Raw genomic sequence first — 21,356 nt, 5'->3', positions numbered from 1 at the left:
TTCCATCTGAGTGGGGAAATTATTCCCCCGCGTAGCTGTTTGTTGGAAAATTTTTCCAATTAAGCTGGGCAGACCAGAACGTACAGTGCGTCTTCGAACACGTCCCTGCGCTTTCATGCAGGGCGTGTATTCTTGCACGTTAAAACCGCTGCCGCTAGCTTCCTTGACAGGCACAACAACAGCAGGGAAAGCGGAATGTCTCGGCCTGTCGTCGGTATCATCGGCAACTCGTACCTCATGAACGATCAATACCCCACACATGCTGGGGGAACGATGAATTCGGATGCCGTGGCCAACGTGTCAGGATGTCTTCCGTTATTGATACCCGCAGATCCGCGTTACGTGTCGGTCGATGAGTTGCTGGAGGTCTGTGACGGCTTTTTGCTGACCGGCGGTCGCCCGAATGTGCACCCGGAAGAATACGGGGAACCTGCAACCGATGCCCATGGCGAATTCGACCGGGCACGAGACGCCATAACTCTGCCGCTGGTTCGCGCCTGCGTTGAAAGGGGACAGCCGTTTTTGGGCATCTGCCGGGGGTTTCAGGAAGTCAACGTTGCCATGGGCGGAACGCTTTATCCCGAGATCCGCGATCTGCCGGGGCGGATGAACCACCGGATGCCGCCCGATGGAACCCTGGAGGAAAAGTTTGCCCTGCGCCACGTGGTGACACTGGAAAACGGCGGCGTTTTCCACAAACTGTTCGGCGCAACCGAGGTCATGACCAACACCTTGCACGGTCAGGGCATCAAAACGATTGGGCAGCGCGTGGTCATTGATGGCCATGCACCGGACGGGACGCCCGAGGCGATTTACATCAAGGATGCGCCCGGCTTTACCCTGTCGGTTCAATGGCACCCGGAATGGGACGCGATCAATGACCCGGTCTCTCGCCCCCTGTTCGAAGCCTTCGGCGATGCGGTTAGAAACTGGAATTGTAGAAATCGTTCTGCAAGGCTAAGGCAATCTGCTTGACCGGCGCCAGCGGGCTGCCCTCGACTCCCCGTCTCTGAATCGCAACATTCGAATAATTGTTTATGAGACGAGCCCAATACCCTTGTTTATCCGCCAGCAGGTCTGAATGCTTGCCCCCGATGCCACGAAACGGTGCGAGATTGAGATATGCAAGGATCAACCCAAAGACGACTGTGTTCAGTTAGGTTTCTCGCAGCGACATTTTTAGCAACTTCCGGTTTCGCAGCTGAAGTGATGGCGCAGCAGTGTGGTTCTTTAGGTGAGTTGCTCTACATCGGACGCACGCGTGATTCAGCATCCTCCGTTTGGTTGTCTGCGACTGAGCAAGGCGGTTTTCGTTTGGAAGCCGCGCAAGGCAACACAACGGTGGACACGTGGAACAAGTCTCGCAGAGGCGTTCATCTAAGCTTTTCACCCTTTGTCTCTAACGGAAATGGTGGAGTGCACCGATTGTTCGAAATCGGTGGAGCGCCAAATGGCAAGGATTGCCTGATCGATACTCAAAACCAACAGAGAAACTGGAGCTTGCCCGGTGGAGGTGGTGGCGGAGGCGGCTCCGGTGGCGGTTCAGGTGGCTCTGGCGGCGGCTTTGGCGGTGGTGGCGGTTCAGGTGGTTCTGGCGGCGGCTTTGGCGGCGGAGGCGGTTCAGGTGGCTCTGGCGGCGGCTTTGGCGGTGGAGGGGGCTCAGGCGGCTCCGGTGGCGGCTTTGGCGGCGGTGGAAGTTCAGGTGGCTCCGTTGGTGGAGGTGGTTCTGGTGGCTCCGGTGGCGGTTCCGGTGGCTCTGGTGGTGGTTTTGCCGGAGGTGGAACTGCGGCCGCTATACCTCGTACTCGACCACAAAGTGCTGCTGACGGGGTATACGCTGTCGGTGTTGAGTGTGTTGACGCAGCGACGGGTAAATTAGACGCGGCATTATGTGATCCCTCTGTTACTGCTCCTATTGTGGGCCCTCCTTTGACCGAAGGCCGAGATCTCGCGCCGCCGTCCACATGGAATGTATGGACAGATTTCACCTATACCGAAATCGAAGACACGCGCGGGGTCAGAGAAGTCGACATAAATGACAACTATTTCGCGGCGGGGTTCGACAGGCTTGTCAGGCCGGACTTGGTCGTTGGATTTCAGGTTGAATATGAAAACCTTGATGTCGAAGGCTTTCAGGGTCAATTCAGACAAGACACTAAAGGGCTTGCTGCGGGACCCTATTTTGCCTGGCGCATGTCCGAGAGATGGGTGCTGAATGGACTGGCGACCTTCGGCGAGTTTTCGACGGATGTGAACGTGCTGGGGTTAAGTGGCGATTTCGACCGGACCCGGTGGCGAGCCAATCTGGAGGCGATCGGTCAGTACGAGGCCGGGAATTTCCTGTTACGTCCGTCGATTGCCTATGACTATTACAACTACAGCGCAGAAGACTATGATCTGAGCGGCACTGTGGCAGGTGTTCCGGTCAACATAGTTGGCGAAGTTGCTTCAGCGAGTTACAGCGCCTTAACACCTGAGTTGGAAATCAGCAGGCCATTTGTCACTTCGCGATCGATTGTGTCTCCGTTTGCGACGCTGAGCGCGACCTACTGGTTCGACCGTGAAAATGTTGGATTAGGCGCTGGATCGCAGACCGACTTGACTTGGGCATCGCGCGTGGGGGTGCGCGCGCGCGCGAGTGAGGCCGTTATTGTCGAGGCGACACTGGGATATCTGAGTTTGTTCGAAGATGATTTGGATACGACCGAAGCGTCCATTTTTCTTTCTGTCAGCTTCTGATCCTCAAGGGGCGAAAAAGGAAAGCGCCGCCTCAAGTCAAAAGGCGGCGCCAAGACGATCAGATCAATAGGTTGAACTGATTGATCAGCGGAAGGGAACGTGCGCGCTTGCCCGTCAGGTCGAAAAGCGCATTGCCAAGTGCCGGCATCGAAGGCGGTGTTCCGGGCTCGCCCGCACCACCCATATGCCGATTGGTTTCCAGCACGCGCACCTCGACCTGCGGGGCTGTGTGCATCCGCATCGCGTCATAGTCGGGGAAGTTGAACTGCTCGACTTCGCCTTCCGCAAAGGTGATCTCGCCGAAACATGCGGCAGACAGGCCGTACATCATACCGCCGAACATCTGCGCCTTGACGTTTTCCGGGTCCAGCGCCAGCCCCATGTCGCAGGCAATCCAGGCCTTGTTGATGCGGATGGTGCCGTCTTCATCGACCACTTCGATGACCTGGGCCACCGGAGTGCCGAAGCTGTATGTGAAAGCCACGCCCCGACCGACGCCTTCGGTCGTCTGACCCGTCCAGCGTGACATTTCCTTCACGGCTTCCAAACATCCCGCCGACGGCGCGTGTTCGTTCTTCATCAGGTCCAGCCGGAACTCCAGCGGGTCACGGCCTGCGGCATGAGCCATCTCATCCATGAATGTCTCGTGAAAAAAGCCGTTATGGCTGTTGCCGACCGAGCGCCAAAACCCCACGGGAACAGCCAAATCAGCAATGTGGCCGCTCATGCGGTAATTCGGTACCGCGTAGGGCTGGTTGAAGAAACCTTCGACCAGCACCTTGTCAGGGCCGCCGCCGGGGAACCCGGTGTAGCGCTCGACTGCCTGTTGGGTCGGAGATTGGGCCGCGACCTTCCCGTCAATGAGCACGGCTTTGCCGTCCTGAACCGCGCCGCGCATCCGGGCGATGGCGCCGGGGCGGAAATAGTCGTGACGCATGTCCTCTTCGCGGCTCCAGGTCGTCTGAACCGGTGTGCCGGGCATGGCCATGGCAACCTTGGTTGCGATTTCGCCGAAATCCAGTTCGCCCCTGCGACCAAACCCGCCACCCAGATAGGTGGTGTGGATTTGGACGGCTTCGGTATCCAGACCGGCAGTGTTGGCGACGCGGAACTGAATAAGTGTGGGGGCCTGGTTGCCGCACCAGAGTTCCAACGCATTTCCCGTGTAGAGCGCGGTGGCATTCATTGGCTCCATCGTTGCATGGGCCAGATAGGGCACGCGATACTCGGCAGTGATTTCAGTGGCGTTTTCAGGGCTCGCGCTGACATCGCCGTCGTCGCGCATGGTCGAGTTCGGTGCGTCGTCAAACGCCTCGGCGATCTTGGCAAAGATGTCTTCGGTTTCCGGCGGATAGGGCGCGTCGCCCCAATCGACATCAATGGCCTCGACTGCCTGATTGGCCAACCATGTGTTGCTTGCGATCACGGCCACGCCTGTGCCCAGATCGACGACCTGCTCAACCCCGGGCATGGATCTTGCGGCGCTGTCGTCAAAGCCGTTCATCGCGCCGCCCAGTTTGGGGTTCATTCGCACGCTGGCGAATTTCATGCCCGGCAGGCGGACATCGACGCCGAATTCAGCGGTGCCCGTCGCCTTGCCCACCATGTCGAGACGCGGTTGGCTTCGGCCCAGATAGCGCCATTCAGACGGGTCTCGCAACGGTACCTCAACGGGTTCCAGCCCGGCGGCATCCTCGGCAAGCATTGAATAGGCGATCTTGTCGCCGTCGGGGGCAATGACATGGCCTGACGCCGTTTTCAGATCCGAAGGGTCGACGCCCAACCGGTCTGCGGCCGCGCGTTTGAGTGTTTCACGGGCCGAAGCACCGGCTTGCCGCATCCGGTCGAACCCATCTTTCATCGAGGTCGAGCCACCCGTGACTTGCAGGCTGAGCGTCTTGCCCAGAACACCCAGCGCCTCGCCCAGATTGTGCTGGAAATTCGAGATATCGTATCCCTTGTTCGGCAACCCTTCGCCCACAAGGGCCGAGTTGTAATAGGCCGCCGCTGCGGGGCCGTGCAGAACGGTGATCTGATCCAGATCGACATCCAGTTCCTCGGCGATCAGCGCGGCCCATGTGGTTCGGACGCCCTGACCCATTTCCGCGCGGGGCGCGAACAAGGTGACGCCGTTCTGGTCAATCAGCACAAACGGGTTCAGCGCTGCCTCTCCTTCGCGGGGTTTCAAGGGGTTGGCCGCGGGGCGGGTCACGTAATAGGCCCCGAAGGCCACGCCGCCAACGATCGCGGCAGAGCCGATCAGGAACGTACGGCGGAGGATTTTTCCAACGGAAGCCATTGCTTACGCCTCCTTCAGCTTGGATGCCGCGTCATGGATTGCTGCGCGGATAAGGGGATAGGTGCCGCAGCGGCACAGGTTGCCCTGCATCGCTTCGTCGATGTCTGCGTCAGAGGGGTCCGGGTTTTCCGCCAGCAATGCCGCGGCCTGCATGATCTGGCCGGACTGGCAGTATCCGCACTGCGCGACCTGATGATCAATCCAGGCCTGTTGGATCGTGGCCAGCGCGTCCGGCGAGCCGAGCCCTTCGATCGTGGTCACGTCACCCCAGACATCCGACAGCGCCACCTGGCACGAGCGCACGGCCTCGCCATCGATATGCACGGTGCAGGCCCCGCATGCGGCCACGCCGCAGCCGAACTTGGTGCCGGTCAGCCCGACCTCGTCCCGCAGAACCCAAAGAAGGGGGACGTCATCAGGCAGATCCACCTGATGTTGCTTGCCGTTGATCTTCAGGGTCGTCGCCATGGCGCACCTCGTGTTGCTGTGGCTGGTTTCTGACATAATTGTAGAAAAGTGTCAGGGTGTCAATTGACAAATTGAACAAAAAATGTCAGGGCTTCGGATATGAAAGACAATGGTGACCGCTCACGGCAACAGGCGATCCTGAACTCGGCGTTTCAGGCGTTTTCCACTTATGGATATAGAAAGACCTCGATGGACGATATCGCGCGCGGCGCGGGGATGTCTCGGCCGGCGGTGTATCTGCATTACAAGAACAAAGAGGCGATCGTCAGCAAGCTGACCGAGCTGTACTATGCCGAAAAGAGCGTTGCGGTGGCCGAAGCGCTGGCGACGCAAGGGTCGGTGCCTGAGGTTCTGACCCGCGCAATTCAGGCGCAGACCGAGGGAATGGCAAAAATTCTGGCCTCGCCCCACGGGCTTGAAATCCTCGACAACACAAAATCCCTGTCTGCGGAAATCATCGCGGCGGGTGAGGCCAAGCTGGCCGCGCTCTATGCGGACTGGCTGACGCAACAGGAAAAGGCGGGTCGGGTTCGCCTGCTGGCTGACGCGGCAGAGATCGGTCGGACGATCACGGCCACGCTCAAGGGGCTGAAGCTGATTGGCGCCGGGGCCGAGGTCTATGAACAGCAGGTCGCACAGGTCGCGGCCCTTTTCGGCGCCGGACTCGAAGTCAGGTAACGCGCTGACGGATCCTGTGTTCGGGCGTGTCCCACAGGCGGTTCTGCATGATATCGGCCATAATCCCGACGGCGCGTTCGACATCGCCTTCGTCGATATACAAAGGTGTAAAGCCGAACCGCATTATGTCGGGTGCTCGAAAATCTCCGATCACGCCACGGGCGATCAGGGCCTGCATGGCGGCATACCCTTCCTTGAAACGGAACGAGATCTGGCTGCCACGCTGCTGCGGATCACGGGGGCTGGCCAGTTGCAGATCCGGGCAGGTTGCCTCGACGCGTTCTATGAAAAGCTCGGTCAGTTCAATCGATTTGGCCCGGACGTCGGCCATGTCCGCCAGATCCCAGATGTCCATCGCAGCCGACAAGGCCGTCATCTGGATGATGGGCGGCGTTCCCACCCGCATCCGTTCAATGCCGCTGCCGGGGCGGTAGTCGAGATCGAAGGCAAACGGCGCTTCGTGCCCCAGCCATCCGGACAGGGCGGGGCGTGCGCGTTCCGCCAACCTCGGCGCGACATAGATGAAGGCTGGCGCGCCGGGGCCGCCGTTGAGGTATTTGTACGTACACCCGACCGCGAAATCGGCGTTGCACCCTGAAAGGTCCACGGGGATGGCCCCCGCGGAATGGGCCAGATCCCAGACCGTTATCACGCCGTTGGCATGCGCCAGTTCGGTCAGCGCCTTCATGTCGTGCATCCGACCCGAGCGGTAATCCACCTCGGTCAACATAAGAACAGCGACCTCTTCGGTGATTGCGCCGGCCACGGCTTCGGGATCAACGACGCGCAACTCATACGCGTCCCCAAGCGAGCGCAGCAAGCCATCCGCCATATACAGGTCCGAAGGAAAGTTGCCGTTATCCGACAGAACCACTTTGCGATCCGGATTCAGTTCAAGGGCCGAGGCCACGGCCTGATAGACCTTGATCGACAAGGTGTCTCCGGTCACCACGCTGCCGGGCTCTGCTCCGATCAGGCGGCCAATCCGGTCACCAAGCGCGGTGGGCAGGCCCATCCAACCAGCCTTGTTCCATCCGGTGATCAGCATCTGGCCCCATTCGTCCGTCAGCATCCGTTGCACTCGGGCACCGGCTGATTTCGGCAGGGGGCCCAGAGAGTTGCCATCCAGATAGATGACGCCCTCTGGCAGGTCGAACATGGCTTTGGTTGCCGCAAAATCAGTCATGAAGGCTCGCTAACTCGTGTGAACGTCGGTGATTGCTATTGAGGTAGTCGATCCACGATAATGAGTCCATGCGATGCGACATACTGGTCTTTTGCCATTTTGGCTCAAAAGCGGTAGGACATCGCGCAGAAGCGACATGTGCTTGATCTTGTCGTCATTCAATGAGGGCTTTGCATGCGCTGGATGGACGTTCCGCCGGTTTGGTTGATTGCTTTTGCAGCTCTTGCCTGGTTGCAGGCCAAGTATCTGAAGCTGGGTCTGTCGCTTGAGGGTGGTTTGACGGATCTTCTGAGCGGGGTGTTGATCGGAGGTGGAATCCTGATGGCTGTCCTGGCGGTGGTCGAATTCCGCCGTCACAAGACAACCGTCATCCCGCATGAAACCCCGTCATCGATGGTGCAATCCGGTATCTACAAGCGCAGTCGCAATCCGATCTATGTGGGCGACGTTCTGATTCTTGCGGGCCTTATCCTTCGGTTTGATGCCGTCCTGTCCCTGGTTCTTGTGCCAGTCTTCGTCTGGGTGTTGGAGCGTCGGTTCATCCTACCAGAAGAAGACCGCCTGCGTCGTACCTTTCGCGCCGACTTCGCGCGTTACGAACGCAAGACACGGCGCTGGATTTAGGGTGGATTCTGCAATGACATCACGTCAAAAATGCTGCGCTTGCGAAATAATGTTGCGCAGGATACATCTTTGCTTAACAAAGAATACCGATCACCCGCTCAGACCGAGTAAGAATTAGGGGGACTGCCAGTGAAGATAGGCACGCCAAAGGAAATACTGGACGGCGAGAACCGGGTCGCGATGACACCGGACTCGGCCGTGCAACTGCAAAAACTGGGCTATGAGTGCCTGATCGAAAAAGGCGCAGGTGCTGCCGCCGGTTTTTCGGACGCGGCGTATGAGGCCGTGGGCGTTGAGGTTGTCAAGACCGCGGCATCGCTTTGGAAGGCCGCAGATATCATCGCCAAGGTTCGTATCCCGACCGAGACGGAACTGAAGCGTCTGACCAAGGGCAAGACGCTGATTTCCTTCTTCAATCCTGCCGGCAACGAAGAAGGAATGGAACTTGCCAAGTCCAAAGGCGCAAATGTGATCGCCATGGAAATGGTGCCGCGTATTTCACGCGCGCAGAAGATGGACGCGTTGTCGTCGATGGCCAACATTGCCGGCTACCGCGCCGTGATCGAAGCCGGCAACAACTTTGGCCGTTTCTTCACCGGTCAGGTGACTGCGGCTGGCAAGGTGCCGCCAGCGAAGGTTCTGATCGTCGGGGCCGGTGTTGCCGGGCTTGCCGCGATCGGGACGTCGACCTCGCTGGGTGCAATTACCTACGCGTTCGACGTGCGCCCCGAGGTGGCCGAACAGGTCGAATCGATGGGGGCCGAGTTCGTCTATCTGGATTTCGAAGAAGAACAGCAGGATGGTGCGGCCACCGGCGGGTATGCGTCCGTCCAGTCAGAAGAGTTCCGCAACGCGCAGCTGGCCAAGTTCCGAGAGCTGGCCCCGGAAATGGATATCGTCATCACGACGGCCCTGATCCCCAACCGTCCGGCGCCAAAGCTGTGGCTGGAAGACATGGTCAAGGCAATGAAGCCGGGCTCGGTCATCGTTGACCTTGCGGCCGAGCGTGGCGGGAACGTCGAAGGTACCGTGCCGGACGAGAAGGTCGTGACGCCCAATGGCGTGACCATCATCGGCTATACCGACTTCCCCAGCCGGATGGCAGCGCAGTCTTCGTCTTTGTACGCGACAAACATCCGTCACATGATGACCGATCTGACGCCTGAAAAGGACGGTCAGATCAACCACGACATGGAAGATGACGTGATCCGCGGCGCGACAGTGACCTATGAGGGTGAGATCACCTTCCCGCCGCCGCCACCCAAGGTGCAGGCGATCGCGGCGCAGAAAAAGCCCGAGGTCAAGGAACTGACCCCGGAAGAAAAGAAGGCGCAGGAAATCGCGGCCTTCAAGGCGCAGACCAAGCAGCAGTTCACCCTGCTGGGTGTCGGTGGCGCGCTCATGCTGCTGGTGGGGCTGATCGCTCCGGCCAGTTTCATGCAGCACTTCATCGTCTTCGTGCTGGCCATCTTTGTGGGCTTCCAGGTGATCTGGAACGTCGCACACAGCCTGCACACTCCGCTGATGGCGATCACCAACGCGATCTCGTCGATCATCATCGTCGGGGCTTTGATGCAGATCGGATCGGGGTCGTTCCTGGTCATTCTGCTGGCGGCACTGTCCGTTTTCATGGCCGGGATCAACATCTTCGGCGGTTTCCTCGTAACCCGGCGCATGCTCGCCATGTTCCAGAAATCTTAAGGAGGCCGGGCACATGGATTATGGCTTCACCACTGCCGCCTATGTTGTTGCGGCTGTCCTTTTCATCCTTTCGCTCGGCGGCCTGTCGAACCAGGAAAGCGCCAAGCGCGCGGTCTGGTATGGCATCGTCGGTATGGCGCTGGCGGTATTCGCCACGCTGGTTGGCCCGGGCTCGGGTCTGTGGCTTCTGTCGCTGCTGCTGATTGCGGGCGGTGGTTTCATCGGCCAATATGTTGCGCAGCGCGTCCAGATGACCGAGATGCCGCAGCTTGTTGCGGCGATGCACTCGCTGGTCGGTCTTGCGGCCGTGTTCGTTGGCTTCAACGCGCATTTCGAGATCGGCAACGTGGCACAGGTCATGGCCATTGCGGACAGTGCCAGCCAGGCGGATCTGTCCGATCTGGGGTCTTTTGCCAAGCTGATTGCCAAGAAAACCCCGGCTGAGCTGGCAATCCTGCATGTGGAATTGTTCCTGGGCATCTTCATCGGTGCGATCACCTTTACCGGGTCGGTCGTCGCCTATGGCAAGTTGGCGGGCAAGGTGACCTCGGCAGCGACCAAGCTGCCCGGTGGCCATGCGTTGAACGCGGCGGCAGCGGGTCTCTCGCTGATCTGCCTGATCTGGTACACATCGACAGGTGGTCTGTTCCCGCTGATCCTGATGACGCTGGCGGCGTTATTCATCGGCTATCACCTGATCATGGGCATCGGCGGCGCTGACATGCCGGTGGTGGTGTCGATGCTGAACAGCTATTCGGGTTGGGCGGCTGCGGCGATCGGTTTCTCGCTGGGCAACGACCTGCTGATCGTGGTCGGTGCGCTGGTGGGCTCGTCGGGTGCGATCCTGTCCTACATCATGTGCAAGGCGATGAACCGCCACTTTGTCAGCGTGATCCTTGGCGGTTTTGGTGGCCCGCAGGGCGAACAAATGGCCGTTGAAGGCGAACAGATCGCCATCGAGGCTGATGGCGTTGCTGCGGCTTTGAACGACGCGGACAGCGTGATCATCATTCCGGGCTATGGGATGGCCGTGGCACAGGCGCAGCAATCGGTTTCCGAACTGGTGCGCAAGCTGCGGGCCAAGGGCAAGAACGTTCGTTTCGCAATCCACCCTGTGGCGGGCCGCTTGCCGGGCCATATGAATGTTCTGCTGGCCGAAGCGAAGGTGCCGTATGATATCGTTCTGGAAATGGACGAGATCAACGACGACTTTCCGGACACAGATGTGGCCATCGTCATCGGTTCGAACGACATCGTGAACCCGGCGGCGCAGGAAGATCCCAACAGCCCCATCGCCGGAATGCCGGTTCTGGAATGCTGGAAAGCCAAGCAGGTGTTTGTCTCGAAACGTGGGCAGGGCACCGGGTATTCCGGCATCGAAAACCCGCTGTTCTTCAAAGAGAACACCCGGATGTTCTACGGCGACGCCAAGGAGTCGCTGGACAAGCTGCTGCCGATGATCGATTGATCGTCGCGTTTGATCAGATTGCAAAGGGCGCCTTTGGGCGCCCTTTTCTTTTTGAGTGTGCATGGGGGCGTTGCCCCCAAACCCCCAGGATATTTCCAGCCAGATGAAGCAGGCGGAGTGTGGTAGTCTGGGGTGGCGGAACAGATGGCAGGAGGTCGAGGATGGAGAAAGTGAATGGTATTGGCGGAGTGTTCTTTCGCGCCCGCGACCCTAAAGCGCTGAGCGCCTGGTATGAGAAGCACCTGGGCGTCAATCATTATGACCCCGTGCCCTGGAAGCAGCGTGAAGGCTATACGGTCTTTGCGCCATTTGAGGAGGACACTGAATATTTCGGACGGACCGATCAGCAGTGGATGATCAATTTTCGTGTTGATGACCTGGCCGCGCTGACGGCGCAGCTTGAGCAGGCTGGAATCACGGTGGAAACCAATCCTGACTGGGACAGCGAAGTTGGAAAATTTGCCCGCATTCATGATCCCGAAGGCAACCCCATCGAGCTGTGGCAGCCAAATCAATGAGATAGCAGGGTTGTATACCGTTGTATCCCTCTAAGTATATGAAATAAAAAGAGAATTGATGTATCAATTATGTGCCGTATAGTGCGCGTGACGAGGCGGAGCCATACATGACACCGATAGACGACCATCCCCTTCGCTATGCGCTGGCAAATGAACTGCATGCGCGACCCTTCCCGGTCGCGTCAATGCCCTGTACGGTGGTCTTTCTTGCGATCAAAAAGCCCGAGGCCGCCGTGGCGCGCGATCGACGTGAGGATTTGGCTCATTTGATCGACCTGCTGGATCGCCACGGTGCGCAGCACCCTCGGCCGGATGCCACGCATTACGCGGGCCAGATTGGCCGCCATTGGTTGAAGTGGGAGCAGCATACCGAATTTGTGACCTACACGGCGATCGCGCAGAATGTGAGTGATCGCGCCTTTGATCCGGCTGACTTTGAGGTCTTTCCGCCCGATTGGTTGATCGCCAGTCCGGGCCAGAGGGTTACATCAGTATTGTTGCGCGTCGTTGAGCGCGACAGTGACGACGTGGTGAAGTCGAAACTGCTGGATTGGTTCGAGCCGGAAAGTCTGGCCGTGTCCAGGGTATTGGACGATGCCGCAGTTTGTGCCAGTGATTTTCGGATCGATCCGGCCGGTCACATGCGCTTTGCCTTGTTCGTGGCCGAGGGCACCGGACGGCGCCGGACGGGACGGATCATTCAGCGACTTTGCGAAATTGAAACGTACAAGGCGATGTCGATGCTGGGTTTCGCGCGCGTCAAGCAGCTGATGCCGCGTATCGGAGAGCTGGACGGGCAACTCACCCGATTGATGGGGCAGATGACTGGCAACTCGACGCAGCCTGACGCGCTGTTGCAGGATTTGCTGGCAACGTCGATCGAGCTCGAAACTTTGTCGGCCCGGTGTTCCTTCCGGTTCGGGGCCACCGGGGCCTATGAGGCCATCGTCAACCAGCGGATCGAAGTGTTGCGAGAAGAGCGTTTCGAAGGTGGTCAGAATTTCGCCGATTTCATGATGCGCCGATATGACCCTGCAATTCGCACCGTGAAATCCACGGAACGCCGGCTTCAGGCTTTGTCGGATCGGGCGATCCGCGCGGGTGAGTTGCTGCGGACAAGAGTGGATGTGGAACGCAGCGCGCAAAACCAGGCGTTGCTGGAAAGCATGGACCGTCGGGCTGATCTGGCACTGCGCTTGCAACATACGGTCGAGGGGCTTTCCGTGGTTGCCATCAGCTATTACGCGGTTTCGCTGGTCAGCTATCTTTTGTATCCGCTGACGGCCTCGGGCATCAGCAAGGGCATGCTGACGGCGGCGGTTACGATCCCGGTTGTCGCCGGGGTGTGGTACTCGGTGCGACGCATTCGCAAGCGGCTTGGTTGAGTGGCAATTGCCAAGTTTCCTCTGACCTGTAGAACAGGGGCATTGGGCAAGCAGAGCGAGGGCTTGGGATGATAAGCATAGTTGCAGCATGGCGCGCTGTCGCCGCCATGTTCATTCTGAATGGTGCCCTGTTCGGAATCTGGGCGTCGCGCATTCCCGCCATACGTGACCGCCTGGAACTGTCCCATGAGGCGCTTGGATATGGCCTGTTGTTCATGGCTGCGGGGGCTGTCTGCTCGTTCCCGATAACCGGGCGGCTTACGGATCGTTTCGGCGCTGTTGCAATCACCCGGATCATTGCGGTTCTGTATACGGGGTCGCTGATCCTGCTTGCCATGGCTGATGGGCTTTGGGGGCTGGCAGTGTTTCTGTTTGTCTTTGGCGCCTTTCACGGGTCGATGGATGTTGCGATGAATGCATGGGCCGCCGAGGTAGAGCAGGCCTATGACAAACCCGTTATGTCCTCGTTCCACGCAATGTGGAGCCTTGGTGCTGGACTTGGCGCGCTCAGCGGATATGCCGCGGTTCAGATGGGGCTGACGGTTCTTGTGCACTTCCTGTTGGCGGGTGGCGTGGTTGTTGGCCTTGCGCTTGCGTCATCCTGGGTAAGCTGGACCTCGCGCCGATCCCAAGGGCCTCAGAGTACGGTTTTCGCCTTGCCATCCGGTGCGTTGATACTGGTTGGCATAGCCGCCTTGTGCGGGGCATTGGGCGAAGGGGCCGTCGCGGACTGGAGCGCGATATATCTGCGTGACATCACGGGGGCGTCCGAAAGCGTCGCTGCCTTGGGCTATGCGGTGTTTTCAGTGACCATGGTGGCGTTTCGACTTGCAGGCGCGCTTGTCATCACCCGGTTCGGTCCGGTCGTTTCCGCCCGGTTCGGCGGTATTTGCGCGGCTTTGGGCGTTTTCACGGTGGTTTCAACAGTAACGATCTTGCCCGTGCTGGCCGGCTTTGCATTGATGGGAATAGGTTATGCCGTGATCATGCCGCTGGCATTCAGCCGGGCGGCCAGCGATCCGAATGTGCCACCGGGGCAAGCCATCGCAAGTGTGGCGACATTGGGGTATGGGGGGCTGTTGATCGGTCCGCCGTTGATCGGCTTTTTGGCCGAAGTGTTCGGCCTGCGTCTGGCCTTCGCTGTGCTGTTGCCATTGGCCGTTCTGATCGTGCTGTTGGCCGGCGCGCTGAGGCGCGCCGACTGAACTTGTTTCAGCGTCCGCGAATGCGGGGATCCAGCGCATCGCGCAGACCGTCACCCAGATAGTTGACGCTCAGGACAGTCAGCGAGATTGCCAGACCAGGCCAGAACACACGCTCGGGGTATTGCTGTAGATAATCGACTCCGTCGAACAGCAGGCGGCCCCATGTCGGGAAGTCGGGCGGAAAGCCCAGACCCAGGAAGGAAAGCGCGCTTTCGGTAATGATCGCCGTCGCAATCCCCAGCGTCGCCGATACCATGATCGGAGACAACACGTTCGGCAGGATATGCCGCGTGATGATCTGAGTGTTGCTGGTGCCGATGGACCGGGCCGCCAGAACGAATTCACGTTCTTTTATGGCCAGCACGTCACCCCGTACGATCCGCGCCGTAGGCATCCACGAGGTGATGCCGATGGCGCAGACGATCAGGATGAAGATCCCGCGCTCCAGCCCGAACGCGGCCGACAGGGGTTCGCGGAACAGCAGCATCATGACCAGCAGCAAGGGCAGCAGGGGCAGGGCCAGAAACAGGTCTGTCAGACGCATGAGCGGACCATCCAGCCGTTTGAAGAACCCGGCCAGAACGCCGATGAACGATCCCAGGAACAGTGCCAGCAGCATCGCGGTGATGCCCACCGATACCGAGGTTTGACCGCCCGACATCATGCGCGCCAGAATATCCCGGCCCAGTTGGTCGGTGCCGAAGGGATGCGCCCAGCTTGGCCCCTGATTGCGGGCCCGGATATCGATCTGCGTTGGATCAATGCTCCAGAGATAGGGGCCCAGATAGACCCCCGCCACGATCAGGATGAACAGCACCGCACCCACCATGGCGCCCTTGTGTGTCTTGAACTGATCCCAGACGTCGCGCCATTGGCTGCGCGGCGGGGTTGTGAGTTCCTCCATCACATCAGCGGTTGGCAGCGCGGTGGATGCCGGGGCCAGACCTTCGTCGGGGATGAGCGTGTCTGATTTGTCGTGATCAGTCATAGCGAATCCTCGGGTCCAGAATGCCATACAGGACGTCCGCGATCAGGTTGAACAGCACGATCAGCACGGCGAAGATGAAGGTCAGGGTTTGCACCATCGGCAGGTCGTTGGCCTGAATGGCCCCGATCAGCAACTGGCCGATGCCGTTCACCTTGAAAACCTGCTCGGTGATGATGGCGCCACCGAAGATGGCCGGAATGCCCAGTGCAATGACCGTGACCACGGGGATCATCGAGTTCCGCAGGACGTGGACCATGACGACCGTGTATTCGCTGAGCCCCTTGGCGCGGGCGGTGCGGACGTAATCCTGGTTGAGATTGTCCAGCATCGAGGCGCGCATGAAACGGCTGAGCTGTGCCGTGATCTGCAACGCCAGCACCATGACCGGCATGATCATCTGTTTGAGCTGAACAACAAAGCTGTCCCAACTGTTGACGATATGGGTCGTGTCATAGATCGACGGGAACCAGCCCAACTGGACTGAAAAGATCACGATCACCAGAACGCCCGAGAAGAATGGAGGGACCGAGAAGCCGACCATCGACACGAAGGTGCCCATCTGGTCGAACCAGGAATACTGGCGATAGGCCGAATAGATGCCGATGGGCAGGGCGATCAGGATGGCGACCACATAGGCGGTGCCGACAACCCACAGGGTCTGCGGGATGCGCTGAACGACGATGTCCATGACGGGCGAGCGGGTCTGCCAGGATATCACGCGCAGGTCGCCTGCGGAAAAACTGGTGCCGAAGATGTGGTCGATCAGAACCTGCGGTTCGATCCAGAAGAATTGCACGATCCATTTCCAGAACCGGATATGCATCGGCTGACCAAGGCCGAGCGCCTCGCGCATCTTTTCCTTGACTTCGGGGGGAACGGTGAGCGGAACCTGCGCCATCGGATCGCCGGGTGCGAGTTCGAGGAGCAGGAAGATGACGAGGCTGATGAACAGCAGCGTAGGAACGGCCAGCACCAGTCGTCTGATTGTGAAATTAAGCATTAAGAGGCGCCTTTATATGCGTCTTCTTGTTGGGGTGGGATGCAAATGACCGCGCCCCGATAACGATCGGGGCGCGGTTTTGCAAGGTCAGTGCTTAGGAACCGGTCTTGCGGTACCAGTCCGCAATGTTCCACAGCTCGCTGTCCCAAACATTCAGGACAACGCCACCCAGGGTGTTTGCATGTGCCGACAGGCGACCACGGTGAACCAGCGGGATCATGCCACCATTCTGAACCATGATGTCATTCAGCTGCTTGGCGATTTCCGCACGCGCTTCCAGACCAGCGGTTTCGGCCAATTGAGCGTGCAGCTTGTCGAACTCTTCGTTGCAGAAGCGGCTGATGTTTTCGCCCTGCCACTGCGTCTCGGGACGCGGTGCCTTGTCGCACAGACCGTTGCCCAGATAGGACTGCGGATCGGTGCCGTTGAAGGTGTTGGCGTACATTTCAACGTCGGCATAGAACTTCTGGAACGTGTCGGGCGAGCCCGGGTCGCCACCGAAGAAGACCGATGCGTTGATGTTGCGCAGTTCGGTTTCGATGCCGATCTGGCTCCACCATTCCTTGATCAGCGCCTGGAAGTCCTGACGGACGGCGTTGGTCGAGGTCTGATAGACGATCTTCAGCGGAACGCCGTCCTTCTCGCGGACGCCGTCGCCATCGGTGTCGACGATGCCGGCATCATCCAGCAGTTTCTTGGCGCCTTCGATATCCTGGGTGTCGCAGGTCATCGAGGTCGAGTTGAACGCCGCAGGTGCCGGAACCCAGTTGCAGGTCACTTTACCAGCCTGACCATAGCCGATTTCCACCAGCAGCGGACGGTCGATGGCCATGGACATGGCTTTGTAAACGGCCGGATCCTTCAGGAACGGGTGCGGATGCTTGGCCGTCGAACGCTCGCCTTCCGGCAGCTCGGGTGACGGGTTGGTCTGGTTCAGCATGATGCGCTCGACCAGCGGGCCGAAACCTGCCACCGGCGTACCTTTGCCACCTTCCTGCATCTGTGCGATCACTTCCGGAGCCAGTTGCAGGTTCCAGGCATAGTCAAATTCACCGGTTTCCATGACGGCACGACCTGCAGCCGTCGCGTCACCGCCGCCTTTGAAGGTCACGGTCGCAAAGGCAGGTTTCGCCGGATCACGATAGTTTTCGTTGGCCTTGAAGGTGATCACGTCGTTCGGCTTGAACTCGGTGACGACAAAGGGGCCGGTGCCGATCGGGTTGAAGTTCTGTTCGGTGCATTCCGGGGCTTTGGCGCCCATGCAGTTTTCGAACTGGGCCTTCTGCAGGATCGGGCTTTCACCGCCGACGAACGGGCCATAGGGGAATGGGGTCGGTGCGTCGAAAGTGACCTTGACGGTCAGGTCGTCAACAGCTTCTACCGAGGTGACGCCTTCGAACTTGGTCACCTGCGCGCAGCCACCTTCCGGGTGCATACAGTAATCGGCGGTGAACTTTACGTCAGCAGCGGTGAACGGAGAGCCGTCAGACCATGTGATTCCCGGCGCGATTTTCCATGTGATCGACGTCAGGTCTTCACTGACACCGCCATTTTCCACGGTCGGGATTTCAGACGCCAGATATGGCACCATGTTGCCGTCCTGGTCGTAGCGGGCAAGTGGTTCGATCACCAGCGAGGCCGATTCCACGTCTTTCGTACCGCCGGACAGGAACGGGTTCAGGATCGACGGAGCCTGCCAATAGATGATGCTGACATTGCCGTCCGAACCGCGCTCGGCAAAGGCCATCGGGGCCATTGCCGTGCTTGCGATCGCACCAAGCAAAAGGGTTTTGATTTTCATAAGTCACTCCCGAATTGGACACGTTCGTGTCTCGATTATCTCCGCAAGGCCTGCGGGTTTGGCGTTGCCGCTTCGGGGTAAGTTTTTGATCAATAAAGATAATAGCGCTAACGACATAAATCGGCGCTGCCTCCCCAAGGCGGTTACGTTGGGTATCGAAACAGAACTTGAGAAAAATGCAAGTGGTGCCGTCGCGAAAATGTGTAATGGGTTTGACTTTTCCCGGCGGCCCGCCGTAGCGTTCGGCATTCAGAACAAGAATAACCTCGTCAAGGGAGCGCGCACGTGCTGGATCAGCCTATTGCTCAAATCAAAAAACTGCGGGTGGAGTTTCAGACAAAAGACGGTCCCGTTGTTGGTGTTGAGGACGTCTCGTTCGAGGTCAAACCAGGCGAAACCGTTTGTATCGTTGGCGAATCGGGCTCGGGGAAGTCGGTTTCATCGTTGTCCTTGATGCGTCTGGTCGAGTTCGGTGGCGGCGAAATCGCGGGCGGTGAATTGCTGTTTGATCGTCGTGATGGCGAAGAAATGGACTTGGCCAAGGCCGATCAGGATCTGATGAAGCAGATTCGCGGCAACGAGATCGGGATGATCTTTCAAGAGCCGATGACCGCGCTGAACCCCGTTTTCACCGTGGGCCGCCAGTTGACCGAAGGTCTGCGCATCCACAAGGACATGACGAAAGCGCAGGCCGAGGAACGGGCGCTGGAATTGCTGCGTCAGGTTCGTATCCCAGAGCCCGAGCGCCGTTTGAAACAATATCCTCACGAGTTGTCGGGCGGGATGCGCCAACGTGTTGTCATTGCGATGGCGATGGCTTGTGAGCCGCGCCTGTTGATTGCCGACGAACCCACTACGGCGCTGGACGTGACAATTCAGGCCGAGATTCTGGCCTTGATGGACCGCCTCAAGCGGGAAACCGGAACTGCGGTGATGTTCATCACCCACGACATGGCCGTGGTTGCCCAGATGGCTGACCGCGTTGTTGTGATGTTCCGCGGCAACAAGGTCGAAGAAGGCACGGTCAAGGAAATCTTTGAAAACCCGCAGCACGACTATACCAAGGCGCTGCTGGCCGCGGTGCCGAAACTGGGCGAGATGCAGGGTAAATCCGCGCCCGAGCCGATGAAGCTGCTGGGGGTCGAAGGGCAGAGCATTGCGCCAATTCCGGGTACGGAAGAGGTTCTGCTGACCGTCAAGAACCTGACGACACGGTTCCCGGTCAAAGGCGGGCTTTTGCGGCGCACGATTTCGAACGTTCATGCGGTCGAGGATGTCTCGTTCACTCTGAACAAAGGTCAGACGCTCAGTCTTGTCGGGGAATCCGGTTGCGGCAAGTCTTCGGCGGGGCGTTCGATCCTGCGGCTGGTTGAGCCGTTGGCGGGCGAGATTGATCTGGACGGCGTCGACATCATGAAGCTTGATCCATCCGGTTTGCGCAAGGCGCGGCTGGACATGCAGATGATTTTCCAGGACCCGTTCGCCTCGCTGAACCCGCAGATGCAGCTGGTCGACCAGGTCGCCGAGCCGATGCGCAATTATGGTGTGGCGTCGGGATCCGAACTTCAGGATCGTGTGGCACAATTGTTCGACAAGGTGCAATTGCCGCGCAGCTTCATGCGTCGCTTCCCGCATGAAATGTCGGGCGGTCAGCGTCAGCGGATTGCCATTGCCCGCGCTTTGGCCCTGAATCCCAAGCTGATCATTGCGGATGAGGCGGTCTCGGCCCTTGACGTGTCGGTGCAGGCGCAGGTTCTGAACCTGATGATGGAATTGCAGTCCGAGCTGGGCCTGTCGTACCTGTTCATCAGCCACGACATGGCCGTGGTCGAACGGGTCAGCCACTATGTCGGGGTCATGTATCTGGGGCGCATTGTCGAACTTGGGCCCCGGGCGCGGGTGTTCGAGAACCCGCAGCATCCCTATACACAGGCGCTGATGAAGGCGGTTCCGATCGCGGACCCGAACAAGCGGAAATCGGAAAAGGATCTGAATTTCAAACCGATCCCTTCTCCTATTCATCCCACCAACTACACGCCGGAACCTTCGCAATATCAAGAGGTTGAGGCAGGGCACTTCATTCTGACCACGGACAGCGGGTATTGACCCCAATGGCGAAACGCCTGACCCCGCTTGAGATCATGACACAGCTGATCTCATTTCCGACTGTAAGCCGTGATACCAATCTGCCGCTGGTGGATTGGGTTCAGGACTACTTGCAGGGCCACGGAATCGAAAGCCACCGCTGGCCAGATCCGGACCAACCGCACAAGGCCGCGATCTTTGCGCATGTTGGTCCATCCGAAGAAGGCGCGGTGGTTCTGTCCGGTCACACGGATGTCGTGCCGGTGGACGGTCAGCCGTGGGAAACTGATCCTTTCACGGTGACCGAGAAAGACGGCAGATACTTCGGTCGCGGCACCTGCGACATGAAGGGGTTTGACGCCCTGGCCATCTGGGCCCTGGTCGAAGCACACTATGCCAATATCAGCCGGCCGCTTCAGCTGGCGCTCAGCTTTGATGAAGAGGTCGGATGCACCGGTGCACCGCCGATGATTGAAGCAATGCAACAGGTTCTGCCCAAGGGATCGGCAGTGATAGTGGGTGAGCCGTCGATGATGCAGGCGGTAACGGGGCATAAGGGCGGGTTCGGCATCGATACACATATCGTCGGGTTCGAAGTGCACAGCTCGATTATGCACACTGGCGTGAACGCTATCATGGCGGCGGCGCCTTTGATCGATTGGGCAAATCACAGAAATGCCGAAAGCATGGCTGCTGAGCAGAGCGAAATCGCGGCTGTATTTGATCCGCCTTGGACAACCTGTCATGTCGGCATGATTGAAGGCGGAACCGCCCATAACATCACCGCCAAAGACTGCACTTTCATGATGGATTTCCGCACGGTGCCGGACGAAACGCAGGCTGAATGGCGCGATGCCTATATCGAACAGGTCCGCCAGGTCGAAGCTCGGATGCAGGCCGTTCACCCCGATGCGCGCATCGAACTGTCTGAGCATTTCGCGATCCCGGGGCTGGTGCCCGAACAGGACGGAGAAGCCGAAGCTTTGGTGCGAGCCCTGACCGGGGACAACGCAAGCCACGTCGTCAGCTATGGGACCGAAGCGGGGCAGTTTCAGGCGGCCGGGTATTCGGCCGTGATCTGCGGCCCCGGCGATATCGCGCAGGCTCATCAGCCGAACGAGTTCATATCGATCGCGCAGTTCGAAGCTGGGCATGGGTTCATGCAACGATTGGTTGAAAGGCTGAGCGCGGCGTAACATTCAACGTGGCCT

At 59.0% G+C, this 21,356-nt stretch carries 18 protein-coding genes; 12 read left to right on the top strand and 6 right to left on the bottom strand.

Annotated elements, in window-relative coordinates; translation table 11 throughout:
- Positions 1 to 195 precede the first annotated feature (195 nt).
- The 3 genes from ACR0E2_RS06290 to ACR0E2_RS06280 all read left to right on the top strand — a co-directional run bounded on the left by ACR0E2_RS06290 (position 196) and on the right by ACR0E2_RS06280 (position 2,739).
- Entirely contained in the window at positions 196 to 975 is a 780-nt protein-coding gene (locus ACR0E2_RS06290; RefSeq protein WP_171227922.1) for a gamma-glutamyl-gamma-aminobutyrate hydrolase family protein, read from the top strand.
- Positions 976 to 1,507: 532 nt separating this feature from the next.
- Complete coding sequence (locus tag ACR0E2_RS06285) at positions 1,508 to 1,879, top strand: hypothetical protein (protein WP_480445700.1); 372 nt, start codon at positions 1,508 to 1,510, stop codon at positions 1,877 to 1,879.
- A 50-nt stretch (positions 1,880 to 1,929) separates the two neighbouring features.
- The gene (locus tag ACR0E2_RS06280) at positions 1,930 to 2,739 is read left to right on the top strand and encodes an autotransporter outer membrane beta-barrel domain-containing protein (RefSeq protein WP_480445698.1); all 810 of its coding nucleotides are present in this window, start codon (positions 1,930 to 1,932) and stop codon (positions 2,737 to 2,739) included.
- A gap of 58 nt (positions 2,740 to 2,797) precedes the next feature.
- Here ACR0E2_RS06280 and ACR0E2_RS06275 read toward each other — a convergent pair whose 3' ends face one another.
- Both ACR0E2_RS06275 and ACR0E2_RS06270 read right to left on the bottom strand, forming a co-directional pair.
- A complete protein-coding gene (locus tag ACR0E2_RS06275; protein WP_480445697.1) occupies positions 2,798 to 5,038 on the bottom strand; it encodes a xanthine dehydrogenase family protein molybdopterin-binding subunit in 2,241 nt (746 codons plus the stop codon).
- 3 nt (positions 5,039 to 5,041) lie between these two features.
- Positions 5,042 to 5,506, bottom strand: coding sequence for a (2Fe-2S)-binding protein (locus ACR0E2_RS06270; protein ID WP_171114974.1), 465 nt, complete (start codon positions 5,504 to 5,506; stop codon positions 5,042 to 5,044).
- 99 nt (positions 5,507 to 5,605) lie between these two features.
- Between ACR0E2_RS06270 and ACR0E2_RS06265 the strand changes: the two genes are divergently transcribed.
- The gene (locus ACR0E2_RS06265) at positions 5,606 to 6,184 is read left to right on the top strand and encodes a TetR/AcrR family transcriptional regulator (protein WP_480445695.1); all 579 of its coding nucleotides are present in this window, start codon (positions 5,606 to 5,608) and stop codon (positions 6,182 to 6,184) included.
- On the opposite strand, the gene kynU is transcribed toward ACR0E2_RS06265, so the two are convergent.
- Complete coding sequence (gene kynU, locus ACR0E2_RS06260) at positions 6,177 to 7,370, bottom strand: kynureninase (RefSeq protein ID WP_480445694.1); 1,194 nt, start codon at positions 7,368 to 7,370, stop codon at positions 6,177 to 6,179. The genes ACR0E2_RS06265 and kynU overlap by 8 nt on opposite strands.
- Positions 7,371 to 7,544: 174 nt before the next feature.
- Between kynU and ACR0E2_RS06255 the strand changes: the two genes are divergently transcribed.
- From ACR0E2_RS06255 to ACR0E2_RS06230, 6 genes are all read left to right on the top strand, one after another.
- Positions 7,545 to 7,994 (top strand): methyltransferase family protein, encoded by a 450-nt coding sequence (locus ACR0E2_RS06255; RefSeq protein WP_152458623.1) that lies wholly within the window; start codon positions 7,545 to 7,547, stop codon positions 7,992 to 7,994.
- A gap of 129 nt (positions 7,995 to 8,123) precedes the next feature.
- Positions 8,124 to 9,695: a Re/Si-specific NAD(P)(+) transhydrogenase subunit alpha gene (locus tag ACR0E2_RS06250; protein ID WP_152458622.1), complete on the top strand. Its 1,572-nt coding sequence runs from the start codon at positions 8,124 to 8,126 to the stop codon at positions 9,693 to 9,695.
- Between the two features lie 13 nt (positions 9,696 to 9,708).
- A complete protein-coding gene (locus tag ACR0E2_RS06245; RefSeq protein ID WP_152458621.1) occupies positions 9,709 to 11,163 on the top strand; it encodes an NAD(P)(+) transhydrogenase (Re/Si-specific) subunit beta in 1,455 nt (484 codons plus the stop codon).
- A 161-nt stretch (positions 11,164 to 11,324) separates the two neighbouring features.
- Positions 11,325 to 11,681, top strand: a complete 357-nt coding sequence (locus ACR0E2_RS06240) for a VOC family protein (RefSeq protein WP_171167281.1) — start codon at positions 11,325 to 11,327, stop codon at positions 11,679 to 11,681.
- Positions 11,682 to 11,788: 107 nt separating this feature from the next.
- The gene (locus ACR0E2_RS06235; RefSeq protein WP_480445692.1) at positions 11,789 to 13,066 is read left to right on the top strand and encodes a DUF3422 family protein; all 1,278 of its coding nucleotides are present in this window, start codon (positions 11,789 to 11,791) and stop codon (positions 13,064 to 13,066) included.
- A 68-nt stretch (positions 13,067 to 13,134) separates the two neighbouring features.
- Complete coding sequence (locus ACR0E2_RS06230; RefSeq protein WP_480445691.1) at positions 13,135 to 14,271, top strand: MFS transporter; 1,137 nt, start codon at positions 13,135 to 13,137, stop codon at positions 14,269 to 14,271.
- Positions 14,272 to 14,278: 7 nt separating this feature from the next.
- Here ACR0E2_RS06230 and ACR0E2_RS06225 read toward each other — a convergent pair whose 3' ends face one another.
- From ACR0E2_RS06225 to ACR0E2_RS06215, 3 genes are all read right to left on the bottom strand, one after another.
- Positions 14,279 to 15,259 (bottom strand): ABC transporter permease, encoded by a 981-nt coding sequence (locus tag ACR0E2_RS06225; protein WP_152458617.1) that lies wholly within the window; start codon positions 15,257 to 15,259, stop codon positions 14,279 to 14,281.
- Positions 15,252 to 16,259 (bottom strand): ABC transporter permease, encoded by a 1,008-nt coding sequence (locus ACR0E2_RS06220; protein ID WP_480445689.1) that lies wholly within the window; start codon positions 16,257 to 16,259, stop codon positions 15,252 to 15,254. Before ACR0E2_RS06220 ends, ACR0E2_RS06225 begins: the two co-directional genes overlap by 8 nt.
- 94 nt (positions 16,260 to 16,353) lie before the next feature.
- Positions 16,354 to 18,060 (bottom strand): peptide ABC transporter substrate-binding protein, encoded by a 1,707-nt coding sequence (locus tag ACR0E2_RS06215; protein ID WP_480445688.1) that lies wholly within the window; start codon positions 18,058 to 18,060, stop codon positions 16,354 to 16,356.
- 285 nt (positions 18,061 to 18,345) lie between these two features.
- On the opposite strand from ACR0E2_RS06215, the gene ACR0E2_RS06210 reads away from it, so the two are divergent.
- A complete protein-coding gene (locus ACR0E2_RS06210; RefSeq protein ID WP_171227932.1) occupies positions 18,346 to 20,166 on the top strand; it encodes an ABC transporter ATP-binding protein in 1,821 nt (606 codons plus the stop codon).
- A 5-nt stretch (positions 20,167 to 20,171) separates the two neighbouring features.
- The gene (gene argE, locus ACR0E2_RS06205) at positions 20,172 to 21,341 is read left to right on the top strand and encodes an acetylornithine deacetylase (RefSeq protein WP_480445687.1); all 1,170 of its coding nucleotides are present in this window, start codon (positions 20,172 to 20,174) and stop codon (positions 21,339 to 21,341) included.
- Positions 21,342 to 21,356: the final 15 nt, after the last annotated feature.

Source organism: Ruegeria sp. A4 (assembly GCF_056543025.1).
The sequence above is the reverse complement of the archived record's forward strand: the minus strand, read 5'-3'. Positions and strand labels throughout refer to the sequence as shown.